Source organism: Helicobacteraceae bacterium, from assembly GCA_031258155.1.
Lineage (GTDB): Bacteria > Campylobacterota > Campylobacteria > Campylobacterales > SZUA-545 > JAIRNH01.
In genome coordinates this window covers 1-17,424 of record JAIRNH010000044.1, presented here as the reverse complement: position 1 = coordinate 17,424, position 17,424 = coordinate 1, and the positions used below count along the sequence as shown (strand labels likewise).

The 17,424-nt window shown below is 50.5% G+C and carries 18 protein-coding genes and 1 tRNA gene; 14 read left to right on the top strand and 5 right to left on the bottom strand.

The genetic code is table 11. From position 1 onward, the window contains the following. Nucleotides 1-3: 3 nt before the first annotated feature. The 9 genes from LBF86_06020 (at nucleotide 4) to rplT (ending at nucleotide 5,354) form a co-directional block, all read left to right on the top strand. The gene (locus LBF86_06020; GenBank protein ID MDR0665058.1) at nucleotides 4-117 is read left to right on the top strand and encodes a hypothetical protein; all 114 of its coding nucleotides are present in this window, start codon (nucleotides 4-6) and stop codon (nucleotides 115-117) included. A 51-nt stretch (nucleotides 118-168) separates the two neighbouring features. Then, nucleotides 169-681 (top strand): signal peptidase II, encoded by a 513-nt coding sequence (lspA, locus tag LBF86_06015; GenBank protein MDR0665057.1) that lies wholly within the window; start codon nucleotides 169-171, stop codon nucleotides 679-681. Nucleotides 682-986: 305 nt separating this feature from the next. Further along, nucleotides 987-1,469, top strand: a complete 483-nt coding sequence (locus LBF86_06010; protein MDR0665056.1) for a hypothetical protein — start codon at nucleotides 987-989, stop codon at nucleotides 1,467-1,469. Nucleotides 1,470-1,482: 13 nt separating this feature from the next. Next, nucleotides 1,483-1,968 (top strand): hypothetical protein, encoded by a 486-nt coding sequence (locus LBF86_06005; protein MDR0665055.1) that lies wholly within the window; start codon nucleotides 1,483-1,485, stop codon nucleotides 1,966-1,968. Nucleotides 1,969-2,208: 240 nt separating this feature from the next. Then, a tRNA-Val gene (locus tag LBF86_06000) sits at nucleotides 2,209-2,283 on the top strand. A 58-nt stretch (nucleotides 2,284-2,341) separates the two neighbouring features. Next, nucleotides 2,342-4,150, top strand: a complete 1,809-nt coding sequence (gene thrS, locus LBF86_05995) for a threonine--tRNA ligase (GenBank protein MDR0665054.1) — start codon at nucleotides 2,342-2,344, stop codon at nucleotides 4,148-4,150. Beyond that, nucleotides 4,147-4,701: a translation initiation factor IF-3 gene (infC, locus tag LBF86_05990; protein ID MDR0665053.1), complete on the top strand. Its 555-nt coding sequence runs from the start codon at nucleotides 4,147-4,149 to the stop codon at nucleotides 4,699-4,701. Before thrS ends, infC begins: the two co-directional genes overlap by 4 nt. A 9-nt stretch (nucleotides 4,702-4,710) precedes the next feature. After that, nucleotides 4,711-4,902: a 50S ribosomal protein L35 gene (rpmI, locus tag LBF86_05985; GenBank protein ID MDR0665052.1), complete on the top strand. Its 192-nt coding sequence runs from the start codon at nucleotides 4,711-4,713 to the stop codon at nucleotides 4,900-4,902. Nucleotides 4,903-5,000: 98 nt separating this feature from the next. Further along, nucleotides 5,001-5,354, top strand: a complete 354-nt coding sequence (gene rplT / locus LBF86_05980) for a 50S ribosomal protein L20 (protein ID MDR0665051.1) — start codon at nucleotides 5,001-5,003, stop codon at nucleotides 5,352-5,354. Nucleotides 5,355-5,651: 297 nt separating this feature from the next. Here rplT and LBF86_05975 read toward each other — a convergent pair whose 3' ends face one another. From LBF86_05975 to dkgB, 5 genes are all read right to left on the bottom strand, one after another. Then, nucleotides 5,652-7,499, bottom strand: coding sequence for an MBL fold metallo-hydrolase (locus tag LBF86_05975; GenBank protein ID MDR0665050.1), 1,848 nt, complete (start codon nucleotides 7,497-7,499; stop codon nucleotides 5,652-5,654). A gap of 278 nt (nucleotides 7,500-7,777) precedes the next feature. Further along, complete coding sequence (locus LBF86_05970; GenBank protein MDR0665049.1) at nucleotides 7,778-8,773, bottom strand: glycosyltransferase; 996 nt, start codon at nucleotides 8,771-8,773, stop codon at nucleotides 7,778-7,780. A gap of 40 nt (nucleotides 8,774-8,813) precedes the next feature. Beyond that, nucleotides 8,814-9,704: an alpha-1,2-fucosyltransferase gene (locus LBF86_05965; protein MDR0665048.1), complete on the bottom strand. Its 891-nt coding sequence runs from the start codon at nucleotides 9,702-9,704 to the stop codon at nucleotides 8,814-8,816. Between the two features lie 21 nt (nucleotides 9,705-9,725). After that, nucleotides 9,726-10,253: a ribosome-associated translation inhibitor RaiA gene (raiA, locus tag LBF86_05960; GenBank protein ID MDR0665047.1), complete on the bottom strand. Its 528-nt coding sequence runs from the start codon at nucleotides 10,251-10,253 to the stop codon at nucleotides 9,726-9,728. A gap of 38 nt (nucleotides 10,254-10,291) precedes the next feature. Further along, nucleotides 10,292-11,098 (bottom strand): 2,5-didehydrogluconate reductase DkgB, encoded by an 807-nt coding sequence (gene dkgB / locus LBF86_05955; GenBank protein MDR0665046.1) that lies wholly within the window; start codon nucleotides 11,096-11,098, stop codon nucleotides 10,292-10,294. A 58-nt stretch (nucleotides 11,099-11,156) separates the two neighbouring features. On the opposite strand from dkgB, the gene LBF86_05950 reads away from it, so the two are divergent. The 5 genes from LBF86_05950 to LBF86_05930 form a co-directional block, all read left to right on the top strand. Then, nucleotides 11,157-11,972: a YmdB family metallophosphoesterase gene (locus LBF86_05950; GenBank protein MDR0665045.1), complete on the top strand. Its 816-nt coding sequence runs from the start codon at nucleotides 11,157-11,159 to the stop codon at nucleotides 11,970-11,972. After that, nucleotides 11,969-12,637, top strand: coding sequence for a hypothetical protein (locus LBF86_05945; protein ID MDR0665044.1), 669 nt, complete (start codon nucleotides 11,969-11,971; stop codon nucleotides 12,635-12,637). Before LBF86_05950 ends, LBF86_05945 begins: the two co-directional genes overlap by 4 nt. Beyond that, nucleotides 12,637-15,231, top strand: a complete 2,595-nt coding sequence (locus LBF86_05940; protein ID MDR0665043.1) for a hypothetical protein — start codon at nucleotides 12,637-12,639, stop codon at nucleotides 15,229-15,231. The genes LBF86_05945 and LBF86_05940 overlap by 1 nt, the downstream gene beginning before the upstream one ends. A gap of 105 nt (nucleotides 15,232-15,336) precedes the next feature. Next, nucleotides 15,337-15,615 (top strand): hypothetical protein, encoded by a 279-nt coding sequence (locus tag LBF86_05935; GenBank protein MDR0665042.1) that lies wholly within the window; start codon nucleotides 15,337-15,339, stop codon nucleotides 15,613-15,615. A gap of 463 nt (nucleotides 15,616-16,078) precedes the next feature. Next, nucleotides 16,079-17,424, top strand: a 1,346-nt coding sequence (locus LBF86_05930; GenBank protein MDR0665041.1) for a hypothetical protein, incomplete at its 3' end; no start/stop codon positions are given.

Here is a 17,424-nt window from a genome sequence, read left to right as displayed (position 1 = left end):
AGCGTGGGTTGCGCGGTCTATCGGCGCAACGAGCGCGTCGAGGAGCTTATCAAACGCGCGGATATGGCGCTTTACGATATAAAACGATCCGCCAAAAACGGCGTTGCGATACGTTAGTTTTTTTGTTTCGACAACGAGCTTGGGCTAAGCGAGCGTTTTTTTGAGGCGTTGAAACGCTACAATGCGGCTTCAAAAATCGACGGCGTCCATATGAAGTTTTACTATATCAATCGTTCTACGGCGTTTTTCTGGCTGTTCTTTATCTGCGCGATCGTTATAGATCAGTCGGTTAAACTCGCGATCTTAAACGGCTTTCGATGGGATAGCGCGGCGCTCTCAATCGTGCTGACGTTCAACGAAGGCGTGGCGTTTTCGCTCTTTGCCTCGCTTGGCGAACAGCTAAAGTATATTCTGGCTTTGCTTGTCGCGATCGCGATAGTTTTTGTATTTCTGGATAAGCTCGTTGTTCGTTACGCCCAACCTCTTGGCGTTTTGCTTGGCGCAGGCTGCTCAAATCTGATAGATCGATTCGTTCACGGAGGCGTAGTGGATTACGTTTATTGGCGCTACGGATTCGAGTTCGCGGTTTTCAATCTAGCCGACGCGTTAATCGACTGTTCGATCGTTTGGATTTTCTGGTTATATTTTAAGCGCGTAAAGCGCCAAAAGAGCGCGGTTTAAGCAAATAATAAGCATATTATTTAAGTTCGGTCAGTTATAATCTTGCGAAATCTTTTGCGAGGTTTAACGATGCCGTCCGCGCCGACTAGAGAGAGAGAGAGAGAGAAATATCGCTTGCGCGCGGACGTTTATATACCAGAAGTCGCGATCCCCCCCCTAACCCAACCATAGCGTCCGCAAGGCGACGCTATCAACGGCTTGATTGATCTTAGGTTTGCTTTCCTTAGCCTGTCGTCCGCAAATATATCCTTTGCGGACGAGGCATAGCGCGTTTAACGCGCAAAAACACAAAAAAGGATCTTGTAATGAAAAAAACGATAGTTGCGTTTTTTGCGGCTTGCTCCGCGATTTTTGCGGCTCCAGCCTCGTCGGACGCTTTTCACTTCATTCGCTTTAACGCAGGTTTGCCTATCGCCTTTCCCATAGACGACACGATTAACGGCGGCGACGCGTTTTCGGGAAAAAACTTCGGCGTCGATATAGCCGCGTTTGACAATTTGACGGTAGGCTACGACGCGCTAGCGCTTGGAGGCGGCGGCGCCTACGTTCATAAAGGTTTGCGTATAGGCTATAAGCTCACTCCGCAGATTGGCGCGGCGTTCGATCTGGGCAATACGGGCGGCAATTCGTCGATTACGGTGGGCATATTTTCGGATATTATCGGCGGAAGAACCAAAGCGGGCATTCTTCACGGCTTGGCGTTACGCGCCGACTATTACGTTCCAGATACGGATGACTTCGGCGTCGGCGCCATCGTCTTGTCCGTCGGCGCGTCTTTTGGATACTAAAAGGAGTTAATTGATGAAAAGGTTCATAAAGGTCTTAACGTTTATCGCGGCGCTATCGTCGTCTCTAACGGCGGCAAATAGCTACGATATTCTGTCCGTTGAGATAGGCGTCGCGCCGAACATCAACGTTCCAGATTTCGACACTCACGCTATCGCAAACACCTTCGCGTTAAATCTGCGCGTAGCCGATCCCCTATCCGTAGGATTCGAGACGGTGAAATATAACGCCTTAGGTTCGACGCTATTTAATTTCAAATACGATCTAAGCGTATTGGGAGGGCAAACGGCGGCAATCATCAGCTTAGGCAACGGTAACGGATTTGGCAATGGTCTCCTAACGACGGAAAATGTCGGTTTGGGGTTTGAATATACGCCGTTTTCCAAAAAGCGCGAGGCGATCGTAACGACGTTTAAAATTGCGCCGCGCTATATTTTCGATACCGACGACGTTGGAAACGGCGTATTAGTTATCGGCTTAGCGGTAGGCTTAGGCATATAGGTTTAAGCCGCGAGGCTTTGATTAAGGGCGGTTAGCCGCCGTTTTGCGCGATCGCTAGAGCGCGCGCCGCGCTTTAGCGATCGGAAAGTTCGGCGGCGTCCGCGTAAAATTATCAGATTAAAGTCAAAAACAGCCAACATTTTTGCGCCTTTCGATCGACAAAGCGGGCGGCGAAAGCATATTTTATGAAACGCAAGGTAAAATCACGGCTCTTTTTGCGCGTAAAAACTAGGCGGCGTAGGTCTCATAGCTCAGCGGTAGAGCGCTACCTTGACATGGTAGAGGTCAGAGGTTCGAGACCTCTTGGGACCACCATAATAGGAATTGATAAAGAAAGGGTTAGTTTGGCGGTTAGAAAAAGGAACGGAGCAATTTGAGCGAAATAATCGGCGTTAAAACGCCCGACGGCGTTTTTGACCTTGCCACCGCGAAAGAACGGAGCCTAAACGGCTCGCCTATCGCCTACGACGACTCTCAAGAAGCGCTATCCATTATACGCCACTCTTCGGCGCACCTGATGGCGCAAGCTATTAAACTACTCTATCCCGACGCGCAGTTTTTTGTGGGACCCGTCGTGGAGGAGGGCTTTTACTACGATTTCAAAACCTCCGCCAAAATCGGCGCGGATGACCTAAAAACCGTCGAAAAGACGATGAAAAAACTCGCCGCGCAAGCCCTTCCGATTGAAAAATACGAAATTAGCAAACAAGAGGCGCTTGATCGCTACGGAGACGATCCGCTTAAAACCGAAGTGTTAAGCCATATCGACGCGCCAAAGGTAACCATCTACAAACAGGGCGGCTTCGAGGACCTATGCAGGGGACCCCACGCGCCGAACACCAAATATCTGCGGCACGCGAAACTTACCAAGCTCGCGGGCGCCTATATCGGCGGCGATAACTCCCGCGAAATGCTTACGAGAATCTACGGCATAGCGTTTTCCTCCGAAGAGTCGCTTAAAGCGTGGGAGACGCGCATGATCGAAGCCGAAAAGCGCGATCACCGAAAGCTAGGCGGCGAGCTTGGTCTGTTTAAGTTTTCCGACGAGATTGGCGGCGGTCTCGCGATCTGGCTACCCGCCGGCGCTAGGCTCAGGGCGAAACTAGAGGCGCTTAGTTTCAGAGCGCACAAAAGGCGCGGTTATCAGCCCGTAAGAGGACCTGAAATTTTGCGCTCCAGTCTATGGGATAAGAGCGGTCATATCGCCAATTACGGCGAAAATATGTATTTTACGAAGATCGACGAGAACGAATACGGCTTAAAACCGATGAACTGCGTGGGGCATATCGCCGTTTATGAGTCGCAAACGAGGAGTTTTCGCGATCTGCCGCTCAAGTTTTTCGAGTTCGGCACGGTTCATCGCCACGAGCAGAGCGGCGTTTTGCACGGGCTTTTGCGCGTTCGCGAATTTACGCAGGACGACGCGCATATCTTCTGCCGCGAGGATCAGATCGGCGAGGAGATTGAAAAGATTCTGGAGTTTATCGATCGTCTGATGAAGCTGTTCGGTTTCACATACGCGCTGACGCTTTCCACCAAACCCGACAAGGCGATCGGCGAGGATCGTCTGTGGGAAAAATCGACGGCTGAAATCGAGAAGGTTTTGAAAAAGCGCGGCGATTACCTGCTCGATATTGGCGGCGGCGCGTTTTACGGACCGAAGATCGACGTTATGATCACCGACGCGATCGGTAGAAAATGGCAGTGCGGCACGGTGCAGGTGGATATGAATCTGCCAGAGAGATTCGATCTGCTCTATATGACCGCGCAAAACGAGCGCGCTCGCCCCGTGATGCTCCACCGCGCGATGATGGGTTCGATGGAGCGTTTTATCGCGATCTTGATCGAGCATTACGGCGGGGAGCTGCCGTTTTTTATCGCGCCTACGCAGGTTGCGATCGTAACGGTTGGCGAAACGCACGTCGCTTACGCGAAAGAGATTGAAGAAGTTTTGCGATTGAACGATATTGATACGGAACTATACGATCGCGACGAAACGCTCGCGAAAAAGATTCGCGTCGCGGAAAAAAGCCGCGTTCCGTTTATCGTCGTCGTAGGCGACGAGGAGGTAAAAAACCGCGCCGTCGCTCTGCGCGATCGACGAGCCAAGTCGCAAACGACAATCGGGTTAGACGATTTCGTCAAACTCTGTATAGAAAAAAACAACGAGGAAAGCCTTTGAACAACACCCCCCCAAGTTTCGCCCCAAGAGACAAGGAAAAAAGAACGCTCGTCAACGAGCAGATCGTCAGGTTCTGCGACGAGGTTAGGTGTATCGGAAACGACGGAGGGCAACTCGGCGTTATATTGTCGCGTCAAGCGTTGCAGTTAGCCTTTGATCAAAACCTTGAGCTTGTGCTTATCTCGCCCGAAGCAAACCCGCCGGTGGCGAAGATTATGGACTTTGGCAAATATAAATACGAGCAGGAAAAACGCGCCAAAGAGGCGAAAAAGAAGCAAAAACTTGTCGAGGTCAAGGAGATTAAACTAACCGCCAAGATCGCGCAAAACGATCTGAACTATAAGATCAAGCACGCGCTAGAGTTTTTGGAGGACGGCAAACACGTGAAATTTCGCGTGTTTTTGAAGGGGCGCGAGATGGCGAATCCAAGCGTAGGTTTCGATGTGCTACAATCCGTCCTCCAAATGGTCGGAAACGCGGCGACAATAGAAAAAGAGCCTTTTTTAGACGGGCGATTTGTGAGTATGCACGCGGTTCCTAAGAAAAAGTAAAGGTAAAAGATGCCGAAGATGAAGACTAAAAAAGCCGCCGCGAAGCGTTTTTCCGTCAAGAAAAACGTTATCAAACGCGGAAGCGCTTTTAGAAGCCACATTCTTACGAAAAAGAGCAGAAAAACCAAACGTTCCCTACGCTCGGCGCAACACGTTCATTCGTCGAACGAGGCTGGCGTAAAGCGAATGCTCGGTTTGTAATCGCGTTTAACCGCGAAAGCGGTTTTTAATACCTTCTGTTAGCCTAAGCGAAACAGAGAAGAGGGCTTAGCCCCGCCAAATAGGCAAAAGGATATGAGATGAGAGTAAAAACAGGTTTTGTCCGCAGACGCAGGCATAAAAAACTATTAAAACAGGCGCGCGGCTTTTTTAGCGGAAGGCATAAACACTTTCGCAAGGCGAAGGAACAGCTTGAAAGAAGTCTTGTTTACGCCTATCGCGATCGCAAAAACAATAAACGCAATTTCCGATCGCTCTGGATCACGCGCATTAACGCCGCCTGCCGATTAAGCGGCATAAGTTACTCCAAGTTTATTAACGGCTTAAGCAAGGCGAATATCGGGCTGGATCGCAAGGTTTTAGCCGATCTGGCTATGAACGAACCCGCGTCGTTTGCCGCTATCGCCGAACAGGTAAAAAAGGCGATCGCCTAACCCTAATCCGCTTTAGCGAAGCTTGCGGATCGCCGCGTCGTTAAGTAATCGTTTCGCGGCGGCGATTGTTTTGCGATCCGTCGCGTGGCGCCCCAAAGAGCGAAAGCCTTGCCGACTATAGCGTTAGACGAATTTTGTAGCGCCGTTAGGTTAAAATCTGGCGCGTATTGATTACGCTTCGCAAAGGGGAACTTCGTTTTACGGCGGGCGTTTTCAGCGCGATCGACGATAGTTCTTACGCGTCGGCGCGATCCGTTTCGCCGTTTTCTCAACAAGCGATCGCGCTAAGCGGATCGTTTATGGCTCGGCGATATTAAAATCATTCAAAGCCGGACGCTCAAGCAATGATAATATATCGTTAAGCAGCGGATATTTCGGCGCTTCAAAGCTAACTGCGATGTCGTTTAACTCTTCGCGCGTAAGAACATACGACGCGCTTGCGTCTTTGGCGGTATTTTTCCGCGCGCTTAAAACGCTGTTAGAGAGGCGAACGCTCCATATTTGAGCGTCGATCGAGATGTTTAGGGCGATTGTTTTATTGTCCGCTTTTTGCGGATTTAACCAAACGGCGATATAGTCAAACAGCATTTCAATCGGTATAAATTTGATAATTTCGCTTCCGAGCGTGCTTAATCCACCGCGTTTTTTTGCGCCCTCTCTTAGCTCCAGCGCGCCCGTTAGATATAGATTGCGCCAAGTTGCGCTTTCGGCTTGATAGCCAAGTTGTTCATACGTAAGCGCCAAAAGCTCTCTTGCCGCCTCGTTTTGCGGATAGCCAAAAACCGCGTGATTTAGAACCTGCGCCGCAAAGCGGTATTCGCCGTTTTCATAGAGCTTTTGCGCTTTTTTCACAACTTCGTCGATTCCGCCCATAAGCTCGACAAACTTTTTTCCGCTCTCTTCGGGCGGCAGCGGATTTAAGTTTGCGGGATTGCAGTCAAACCAGCCCAAATAGCGCTGATAAACCGCTTTGACATTATGTTTCAAATGTCCGTAATAGCCGCGCGCGAACCAATGTTTGGCAAGCGAATCGGGTAGCTCCAAAGATTCGGCGATTTCACTTTGGGTGTAGCCTTTATTTATCAGTCTCACCGTTTGATCGTTTGCGAATTTATATAGATCGCGCTGTTTGATAAGCAGCTTTGTTATGTTATCTGCGCCCCATTGCGGGAAATGGTGCGTCAAAATAAGCGCCTCGCTTTTATCGCCAAAAAGGACAAGCATATCGTCGATATGTTTTGACCACGCCAGCGCCGATCTTGCCTGCGCGCCGCGAAACGGCAGTATATTGTGTTGGTGGTAAGTAACGATTTCAGCCGCGCACAGCGCTTTGAAATCGGGCAGATAAAAGCACATCTCGGAAGGCGCTTCGGCGTCGGGCGTTAGCAAAAAGACAAATTTTATGCCGTCTATTGCAAGCTCTTCGATTTTGTTTTTAACGATCACGTTTGGTTTTAGAGGCGCGGAAATGCCGACGCTCGCGCCATTGCCAAGTCCGCTGCCGACAAAACCTTCGGCGTTTGTTTCAAGCGCGTTTCCAAACTGATAAACAGACCTTCTATTCATAGCCGCGCCGACAAAGATATTTTCGCTCACAAGCTCTTCGGTAAATTGGTCGGGAACGACAAGCGATATTGTCCCGCTATCGATATCCGCTTGATTTACTAACGCGCTGATACCGCCAAAATGATCCCAATGGCTATGCGTAACGACAATCGCCGCGATTTTTATCTCCCCCAAACTTTTTTCGGCAAACTCTATAGCCGCCTTTGCCGTTTCAACGCAGCCAAGCGGATCGATAGCGATATAACCGTTTTGCGATTTAATCAGCGTAAGATTAGCCAAATCAAAACCGCGAATTTGATAAACACCCGACGCAACCTCAAACAACCCCGCGATTGTATTTAGCTTCTCATGCCGCCATAAACTCGGATTAACCGTATCGGGCGTTTCGCTTCGCAGAAGATTTTCCAATTCATCCAGCCGCCAGACGATTTGTCCTTTGTCGTTTTTTATAATCAAACCGTCGGCTTTGGCTATCAATCCTCTTTTGGCGCGCTCAAAGTCTTCCGTATCGCCAAACGGCAAGTAGTTCAGATAATTTTTATGTTCGGCTATCGTGTATTTGGTCGCTTTATTTGACATTTTTTACTCCTTTTTACGCGCATTATACAACATATATTATTAAATCGGTCTAATTACTTAACATTTTGCCAGGCGCTCGTTTATCGCGCAAGAGCTTTTACGAGACGTATGGCGTTTATAGCGGCGATCGTATTGACGTAGCGACTGAAATATCGCTCGTTTTTGAGATACGCTATGAGACGCTAAGGATTATCGCGGCAAAAGCGTTGTTTGTCATATTAGCGTCGGCTTTTCGCGCGATTGATATTAAGTATCGCAACAGTTGTATTTATGTTTGTTTAAGTTTTTGAAGCGATCGCTATGCGTATGCGTCTAATTAGCGGCGCGGCGAAGAGTTTGCGATAGAGCTTCAAAAGCCAAAAGACCGCTTTGGGGGGCAGAAGCGCCAAAGGCGATAAAAAGATTTTAGCGCCGATCCCCGCTGGTTTTGTTCGTAAAACGCGGAGCGCTTCGTTTCGGCGATTATCCAAAAGCAGATAAATATACAACCCTTTGATTCTGCGGCGGTAATATTTAGGCGTTTTTCGATCAAAACCCGTCTCTTCCATCTCTTCGATTTCCGCCTGTTGCCACGCGGCGAAAGCGTTGGCTTTTAACAGCGCGTTATTTATGTTGGTTAGGCGATTAACGCTCGCGTCCGCGTCGCCTGATTGTATAACCGCGATTTTCCACATAGGACAAGCTTTGGAAGGCTCGTAATATTTAACGAAATTTCTGACGACGCCGTATGATTCCGCGCCGATCGTTTTGGCGATCTCATACGTCTCAAAATTAAAATCGCAAAGTTTTCTTTGATATATATAGACAAAATCGCCGCCAAGCGACATATAATTTTCACGATACTTAATAAACAGCGCTTCGTCCCAAAAGAAAAAATCTTCGAACGGAGCGCTTGTCGCGTTTGTGCGCATAAAACCAAAAGCCGAGCGGTTTTGCCAATTTTCAAACGAAAAAATAGCGTCGAAGGCTTTTTGAAGCCCGCCCTCCACAAAAGGATCGTCGTCGTCCGCGCACATAACAAAATCGCCCGTCGCCATCGCGCAACCGATCTTGCGCGCGGCGTTAACGCCGTGATTTTGCGCTAAACGATGGACGTTAACTTTGCCTTTGTATTGTTCAAGGTCTTTTGGATCGATCGCGTCGGTAGAATAGTCGTCAATAATCAATACGTCTATATCTACGCCTTGAACGCTTTGGGAGAAAATCGAATCCAACACGGGCAGTATAATCTTGGGGCGATTATGATTGGTTATAACTATCGTTAGGTTATACATTTATATTAGTTTAATCCGCGCGCGACGCATAAGCGTTTTTTCATGCGCGCTCCCAATCTGAGGGGCAGGGATCGTAACCGCGCCAATTTTCATACCATATTTTTGGAGCGATCGCCCGTTTGCCGTCGTTGATGTTCAGCCAAGCCGCCCAATAGCTGAAAGTTGAGTTGGCGATTATGTTGAGCTTGCAATTTCGCATTAGCTCTAAATCCTCCAATTCGTTTTGCGTTTGATCGATAAAAACCGCGTTTGTAATAAACCCTAGATTTGCCTTGCACCACGCAATGTCGTTGCTAAAGATAAAAAATATCGGATCGCGTTGGATTTCGCGCGCCCTTTGTATCGCGTTTTTGTAGTATTCAACGCTTAGCATAGGTTTTCTAACTTCGCCGATAACGCTTTTTGCTCCGATTTTATGGCAGTCGTTTTTTATGTCGCCCAAACGAACATGAACGGAAACGCCGTTCGAGCTTTTTATTTGCTCTAAATATGCTTGCGCCGCTTTGCTAATAGGCGTTAGCAACTTTAGATCGTCGAGCAAAACGGCGCGAATATCGGCAAAATAGCCCTCGTTGCAAAAATAACCGCTTAGATATACGTCGTTTTTATAGTCGAAAACGCGCGGCGCGAAATGACTCTCTTCCGTGCGCTTTTCTATACAAAAACTCTTTTTCTTGTAATGAAAAATCCCCTTTCGCGCCAATCTATGCAATAGGCGCGATCTAGGCGCGAGCCGCTTTATTTCTTTGATCGTAGCAAGCGGCGCGTCAATACAAAAGGCGTTCAGCCGAAAACCGCCGTGCGCTTTGAACTCGTCGAAGTAGGTCGCGTCGAGCTTGAGAACGTCGCCGCGTTTTAGCGCGACCGATCGGGCGATCGCGTATTGAAACAGCTGATTGCCCAGCCCGCCCATAATCCTAGCGATCACCATAAGCGCGCCGCGTCCGGCGGTCTAATACAGCCCAAAACGCCCGTCTTTTCTTCGATAGAGAATGCGAAGTTTGCCGCTCTCTTTGTCGCCGAAAGCCACAAACGACAAGCCCGTCTCCTTTAGATAGGTCAGCGCCTCGTCGCGCGAGAAGCTAAACTCGGGCGCGGCTTCGATCACCTCCTCGTCGTCTATATCGCTGTAAAGCGCGGGAATATCCGCCTCGTATTTGTGCGGAACCTCTTTGCCGATCTTGTCGCTTACTCTGTCCTTGTAGCGGCGAAGCGCCTTTTTCGCGCGCTCGATCGCGAAATCGACGGCGGCGTAGAAATCTTTGTCCGTCTGTTTGATAACGATTGTGTCCCTATGCGCCAATTGAATGGTGAATTCCACCAACGCCGCCGTTTTGCCGCGTTTGCCTTCGTCTTCGACAATCGTTTTGACCGCGATAATATCAAGGTTGTATTTTTCCAGCTGTTCGACCGCCTTGGCGACATATTCGCGCATCGCGTCGGTTAGCTCCAGTCTTCTGGCTACGATACTAGCGTTCATCTTTCCTCCTAATTTTTCGTCATTTTACATTTGCAAGGCTAATTGTCCCATTCGGGCGCCAAACCTTCGGGGTCGCATTCGCGCGCGCCGCGCTCCAAAGCGTCGATCGCGCCAATCTCCTCCGCGCCTAGTCGCAACTCGCTCGCTTTAAGGTTGCTAAGCAGATGCGCCCTGCTTGTGGAGCTTGGAATTACGGCTATCGCCTTGCTTATCGCCCACGCTATAACCGCGCCCGCGTTATCGATACCGCGCGCCGCCGCGATTTTGGATATAACGGGATCGTTTAGGTATTTGCCGTAGCTAAGCGTCATATACGAGACGATCTCTACGTCGTTTGCGATCGCGAAACGGCGAACCGCGCGGTTTTGAAACCACGGGCTTAACTCGACCTGATTGCACGCGATCTCCCCTTTGCCTGCGATCTCGATCGCCTCTTTAAGTAGCGCGTTGGGAAAGTTGGAAACGCCGATATGTCTGGTTAGTCCCTTTTGTTTCGCCTTGATTAGCTCCTCGATATAAACGCGCAAGGGAACGCCGCTAGGCGAGGGCCAATGAATCAGCGCCAGATCGACAAAATCGCTTCTTAGCTTGTTTAGGCTCTCCTCTAGCGAGGGAATAAACCGCTCTTTAGAAAAGTTGGTTATCCAGACCTTCGTCGTTAGAAAAATCTCTTCGCGCTTAACGCCGCTTTGCGCGATCGCCTCTCCAACCTCCGCTTCGTTATCGTAAATCTGCGCGGTATCCACGGCGCGATAGCCGATCGACAGCGCGTCGCTTACGGATTGCCGCGCGATCTCGCCTTTTAGCCTGAACGTTCCAACGCCAAACAACGGAACAACGCTCATTTTCGCTCCTTTAATAAATCTCGTAGCGGTTTGTTAAAATACCAAAAAAAGGATTATTTTGAGACTTCTGTTTATCGGCGATATTGTGGGAAAAGCGGGGCGCAACGCCGTTAAAATCCGCCTTGAGCGCGTTAAGCGGGAGCATAGTATCGATTTTTGCGTCGCAAACGGCGAAAATATCGCGCACGGTTTTGGAATCACCGCGAAAACCGCCGACGAGCTGTTCAACGCGGGAGTCGATCTGCTAACGGGCGGCAACCACACGTGGGATAAAAAGGAGATTTTCGCGCTGTTAGATCATAAGCCGATTATCCGCCCGCTTAACTTTCCGAGCGGCGCGCCCGGCAAAGGAACGTGGATCGCGCGCGTTGGCGAACGCAGCGCGGCGATCGTCAATCTAATGGGCTTTCATAATATGGGAGTCGTCGATAACCCGTTTCACGCGATTTTGAAAACCGTAGCGTCGCTACAGAGCGAGAAGATCGCCCATATTATGATCGACTTTCACAGCGAAACGACCGCCGAGAAAAACGCGCTTTTGAAACTGCTGGAAGGCAAAGTTAGCGTTATTGTCGGCACGCACACCCACGTAGGCTCCGACGATCTGCTGATCGCGAGCGGCGTCGGCTACGTCAGCGATATAGGTCTTAGCGGGATACGAAGCGAGGTGATCGGAATGGATAGCGCCGAGCCGATCAGACGCTATCTGACGGGCATAAAACAGAGTTTCGAGCCGATCGATCGCGGTCGCTCTATTTTTCAGGCGATCGTTTTTGATATCGACGATAACGGCGCGTGCGTCGATTGCTACAAGATCAAAGCCTTTGACGACGGCGATCCGTTTATATCTATGCGACACGGGGGCGGCTGGTGATTGACACCGCCGCCGATCTGCTCTTAGCGCTGGATAATCTCCGCCTGATCGCGGACGATCGCTATCCGCGCTGGTGGCGAAGCTACGGAACGTGGGCGGTTCTGCCCGAAGCGATCTTGACGCAACAGACCAAATGGGCTAACGTAGAGCGAGCGATGGCGAATCTGTTCGCGCTTGGATTTGATAGCGCCGAAAAGATCGCCTCTTTAGATCGGGCGACGCTCGCGCGGGCGATCGCGCCCGCCGGTTTTTACAACCAAAAAGCCGAAAGGATCATAGCGCTCTTGCAACGGGCGCTAGAGGAGTTTGGCGATTTTGAAAACTTCGCGCTAAGCGTCGATCGAAAGTGGCTTCTATCCCGCAGGGGCGTCGGATACGAAAGCGCCGATTCGATCCTCTGCTACGGCTGCAAAAGGGCGGTTATGGTGGTCGATAACTACAGCGCCAAACTGCTTTCGGCGCTTGGCAGAGAGTTTGGCGAATACGACGAGATTCAGCGCTGGTTGATCGCGGGCGTTGAAGAGGAGTTCGATCGCGTTAAAATGACTCTGAATCTTACGTTGGAGCTTACATACGCCTATTTTCACGGGCTGATCGTCGAGTTCTGCAAAGATCAAAAACGCGGCGCGCTCGACGTGTCGCCGTTATTACAAAGAGCGGTCTAATGATAAAAAAACTAATGTTGTTTATAGCGCCAATCGCGCTTTTTGCCTACGTTTCGGGCGACGAGGATTATCTGTATCGGACCTATCCTTTCGGGACGATTATTTACGCCAAAAGCGTTGAAAACGAGGCTGCGCGCGCGGCGGCGATGTGGCAAACGGTTCAGGGCGAATACGAGAAAAGTTTCGGGTTTGCGTTAAGGCGACCCAAGTTAGCGCTGCTCGGTTTTCAAAATCAGATCGCCAACGCTTTCGCTACCAACGCGCCGTTTATAGAAGCGGTTTTCTACGGCGGCGGCGCGATGGAGATCGACTACTTTGGAACGAGCGACTGGACGCAAACGCTCTTAATTCACGAGGGCGCGCACCTCTATCAGCTTAGCGCCGCGTCCGATTTTCCCTCTTTCTTAGAAACGGCGTTCGGACACAACCAAGCGCCGATTATCGCGGGCGTGGTTCCGCTCTGGACGTATCCCAACGAACTGCTACCCACGCTGATAATAGAGGGCAACGCGGTATTTAACGAATCGAGATTAACAGGCGAAGGGCGGCTATTCGGCGCTCGTCATAAGGCGCTGTTTCTCGCGCTGTTAAAAGACGGCAAACTAGACGCTAGAAGGCTGATCAACAACCATCGAGAGTTTCCTTATACCGAAGAAAAGTATATTGTCGGCGGTTTTTTTCAGGCGTGGCTGGCAAAACGATACGGCGCGAAGCGGGTAAATAGCTTTTTCGCCGAGCATGGACAAAGATGGATCAATCCGTTGCTGCTAAATAAGAGTTTCAGGCGTCATTACGGCGCGAGTTATCAGGAGCTGATCGCGGATTTTCTGAACGATTACGCAAACGAGGCGAGCGCCTTTACTCTGCAAACGGGCGAAAAAATCGCCGAATCCAAGCTCTACGCGCCGCTTGGCGGCGATAGCGAAGCGATCTATATCTATTCTTCCGACGGAGAAACGAGCGCCAACGTGATCAGGTTCGATCGCCAAACGCGGCGTATAACCGAAATAAACGGGCGCTTCTTGGCGGGCAGACCGTTTTTCGGCGATTTTGGTTACGCCACGCTATCGGCTGATTACATCGCCGCCGATAGGATCGAAACGGGGCTGTTCGATAAAAACCGCAATCCTATCAAAGCCTTTAACGGCGAGATCGCGCAGGATTTCAAAAACGGCGCGAGGCTCTATTTCAAGACGGACGCTAACTTTGCCAAAGCGATCCTCTATGAAAACGACCGCCGCGTCGCGCCCGTCGTCTCGAACGCGCGTTACGGACCAAACGGCGATATATATACGATCCGCTTAAAAGAGGGCGCGCGGGTTTTCTACAAAAACGAAACGGAGCTTTTCAGTATCGACGCGCAAAGCGTTCTGTGCGATATTCTGCCGCTTGGAAGCGTGCTGTTTGTCGCGCCGACTCGCTATGGAAGCGGACTGTTTTTGTGGCAAAAGGGTCGGGTTATGAGGCTGGGCACAGCCGATAACGTTCTCGACGCTAGGTTTGCGGGCGGCGAGGAGTTTTTGGTTCTTAGCGTAACGAGCGAAGGGTATGAAACGAGGCTCGCCAAGTTTTCCGCCTCTTTGGAGAAGCCTATCGCGCCTAAGACGACGGCGATCGAGGCGCTGAAATTTACGGATATAAACGTTTCGGCGGACGCGAAGCCATACGGCGAGTTACGCGCTTTGAGGCTGTCTAGCGTTTATCCCTACGCGGGTTACGACAGCGACGACGGGTTTGTCGGGCGGATTGACGCGCGCTTTAGCGATCCGCTCCAATTTAATACGCTAGTAATTTCGGGCGGCAAAAATGACGAGGGCTACGGCACGGCGACCTACGATAATCGCCGCCATTTGCTGTTTTGGGGCGGCGGCATTTACGGCGAAGGGGGCGAAAAGAGCTATTTGGAGCGCGATTTTGGCGCGAACGTCTATGTCGGCTATCCGATCGAACAGTCCGCGAACGACCAGACGACGCTAACCTTGCAAAAGCAATTTGACGCGGACGACAAAAATAACGAGCCGCTGATAGCGTCGCTAGAATACGATTATGCGCTGGGCTACTCTCTCGCGTATAAGAACGCCTATTCGGCGCGCGTCGCGCTACATGGCAGAACGAGCGAACGCGAAGGGCGCGAGGAGCGGGCGTTCAAAGCCGAGATCGCGCTTGGAACAAGGCTTTTTTGGCAAGTCTATGCGCAAGCGGGCGCTAGTTACGCCAAATCGGACGATTATTGGATTATCGCGCAAAAAAATCCGTCTTATCCGATCGACCCCATTAACTACGCGATGCGCAATCTGCCTTCGGGCTACCGCTCCGATCGGGCGATCGATTATCACGCGCAGATTAGCGCTAGAATCGATACGCCGCTGTATGGATTAACGCTTCCGCTTGGCTTGCACGCGATCGCGCCGTTTGCGCGTTACGAGCGGCTAGAGCTTGGCGAACGGGGATTTTTGATCGAGGAAAAAACCTACGCCTTACAGATTGAGACGTTGCTGGCGCATACCGCCGACTTCGCGTTTGAAGCGGGCGTGGTTCAAAACAACCGCGCCAAAGACGATCTGTTCTATTTCGCGCTAAAGACCGCGTTTTAGCGCGGTTTTTTGGCGGCGGCGTTTGCGATTTTGGTTAAACGACGCGCAAGGAAGCGCATAATTTAGGGCGCTTCTGCCAAAATCATAGAACATAAAGGAGCTACGATGCTTTGGCTTGTCGGATGCGCCGCGTCGCTTTTGGCGATCATAGCCGCGCCGAGCTATTGGTGGGCGTTTGTCGTCGTCTCGATCGGCTGCTTAGTCAAATACTTTGTAACGGGGGGCAAAAGGGTTCTCGACGCGGACGCGGCGATCGCGGCGCGTTTCTCGCGCGACTACGCCTTAAACAACGATCTTAACTCGACTAAAAAAACGCGAAAACGCGCGGAAGACGGGGGCGGGGACGCTTACTCCGGCGATAGCGACGGCGGAGGCGACGATTAAAACGCAAGGGGCGTTTATAAAGAGTCGCCGCCAATCGTTTTGCGCGCAAACGCTAACGTTCGTTTGGCTTGTAAAGCGCGTTTGCGCGAGTTTTCGCCGCTTCGTTTAAATTAAAGCGGGCGCTTTACGGATACGAACCAACCGCCGTTACTTGCGCTTAGCGCGTAAATTCTGCCCTTTAATATTGCTTCGCGTTATCGTTATAATCGCGTAGAAATTACGGGAAGTTTGCGGAAAAATGAACGATAGGCATCCTTCAACTTTCAAATCGCCGGGCGCGCCTTGTATCTTATGCTTTTTGAGAATTATACGCTAACTCTATAAAAACGATAACGATATAGCGTTCGTATTATCGCGCCCGTTAGCGTCCCTAAAGAGTTAAAGAATTTGCGAAAAATAATTTTGACCCCTATTTTTCGCGCCCAAAAAAAACGTAAATTGCCTCCGTTAAGGAGGTTTTTAGATGGACGAGAATAAACAACTAATCGCCGATACTCAAAAGCCCGATCTAAATCAGCTGCTCGCCGAGAAACGGGAGCGGCTAAAGATTTTAGAAGGCGAGTTCGGAGCGCTTGGGCAAAAGATCGACGGCGAGTTTTATGGAGCGCTTAGTTCGCTTTTAACGCCGGAGGAGTTAGACCTTCGTTTCGACGACGATCCAACCGCCTTCGCCGAAACGATCGAGGCGAAAAAAGAGGCGTTTAAGGCTGAAAGGCTCGGCGCGGACGAAACGCCCCCGCTCGCGCCAAAGAACCAAACGGGCGGGATTAACGCGCAAGTGCCCGAACAGCCGTCGCAAACGCCAAAAGTCGCCCGCGCCGAAAGGGTAAAGGGCGATCTAGCGACGATTGACTCCGCCAAGCTAACCGACGAGCAGAGGCTAGTTAGGGAGGTTTATTTAGGCGAGGCGCCGCAAACGGAGTTAAGAGCGGCTGACGCTACCGATCTAATCGCTTTGGAATATGGAAGCAAAAGACAAGGCGCGAGAAAGATTTTATTGCGACACGGCGGCAAAGAGGCTACCGGCGGTTTAACGCCGCGGGAGATGTTAGAGATAGGCGACGTTATCCGAAACGGCAAGATTGCGACCGATAGTTTTAGCGAAACGGCAAACAGCGTTCGCTACGGCTACGATTTAGAGCGAGACGGCGTTAGATATAGAGTCGTTATCGAAGAGTTTAACGACGGAAAGAAGGCAATAAATTATTACAGCAACAGAAATATAGAAGCCGAAGCAAGCAGAGGAGGTCCCCTGAACCAAACTTCGGCAACCAACACTATACCATCTACCGCCCCTAAAAGTCAAGCTCCGACCGAAGCGGCGCCAACGCCAAACGCCGAACTATCTAAAACCGCTAGAGTTAGCGACGATATAGACAAAGATTTGCAAGAGGAACTGCCGCCTTTTATCAAAAGCGAACTGCAACTACTTAAACGGGCGATTACTAATAACGACAGAGAAGCCGTTCAATCCGTAGCTACCAAAGCCGCCGAAGCGATAAGCTCCAACTCCGTCGCTAAAGAGGCGTATAGAAAGGTATATGAAAGAGCCTTTGAAGCGTTAAGCGCCATTCCAAAAGAGGCTAAGCCTTTAACTAAAACAAACGCCCGTCCTCCTTTGCCTACCTATCAAGAGGCGCTAAAACAGGTTAATCGACGTAAAAACGAAAGCAAAGCTACGCCGCAACCGACGAATACCAATAGACTAGACGGCGAAAAACCCGCCCCGCAAAGTCAAGCGCGCATAGAGCGCGAAAATGAGTTGATTAGTCAAACGCGCGAATTGGAGAAGCAAGCGGACGAGATATA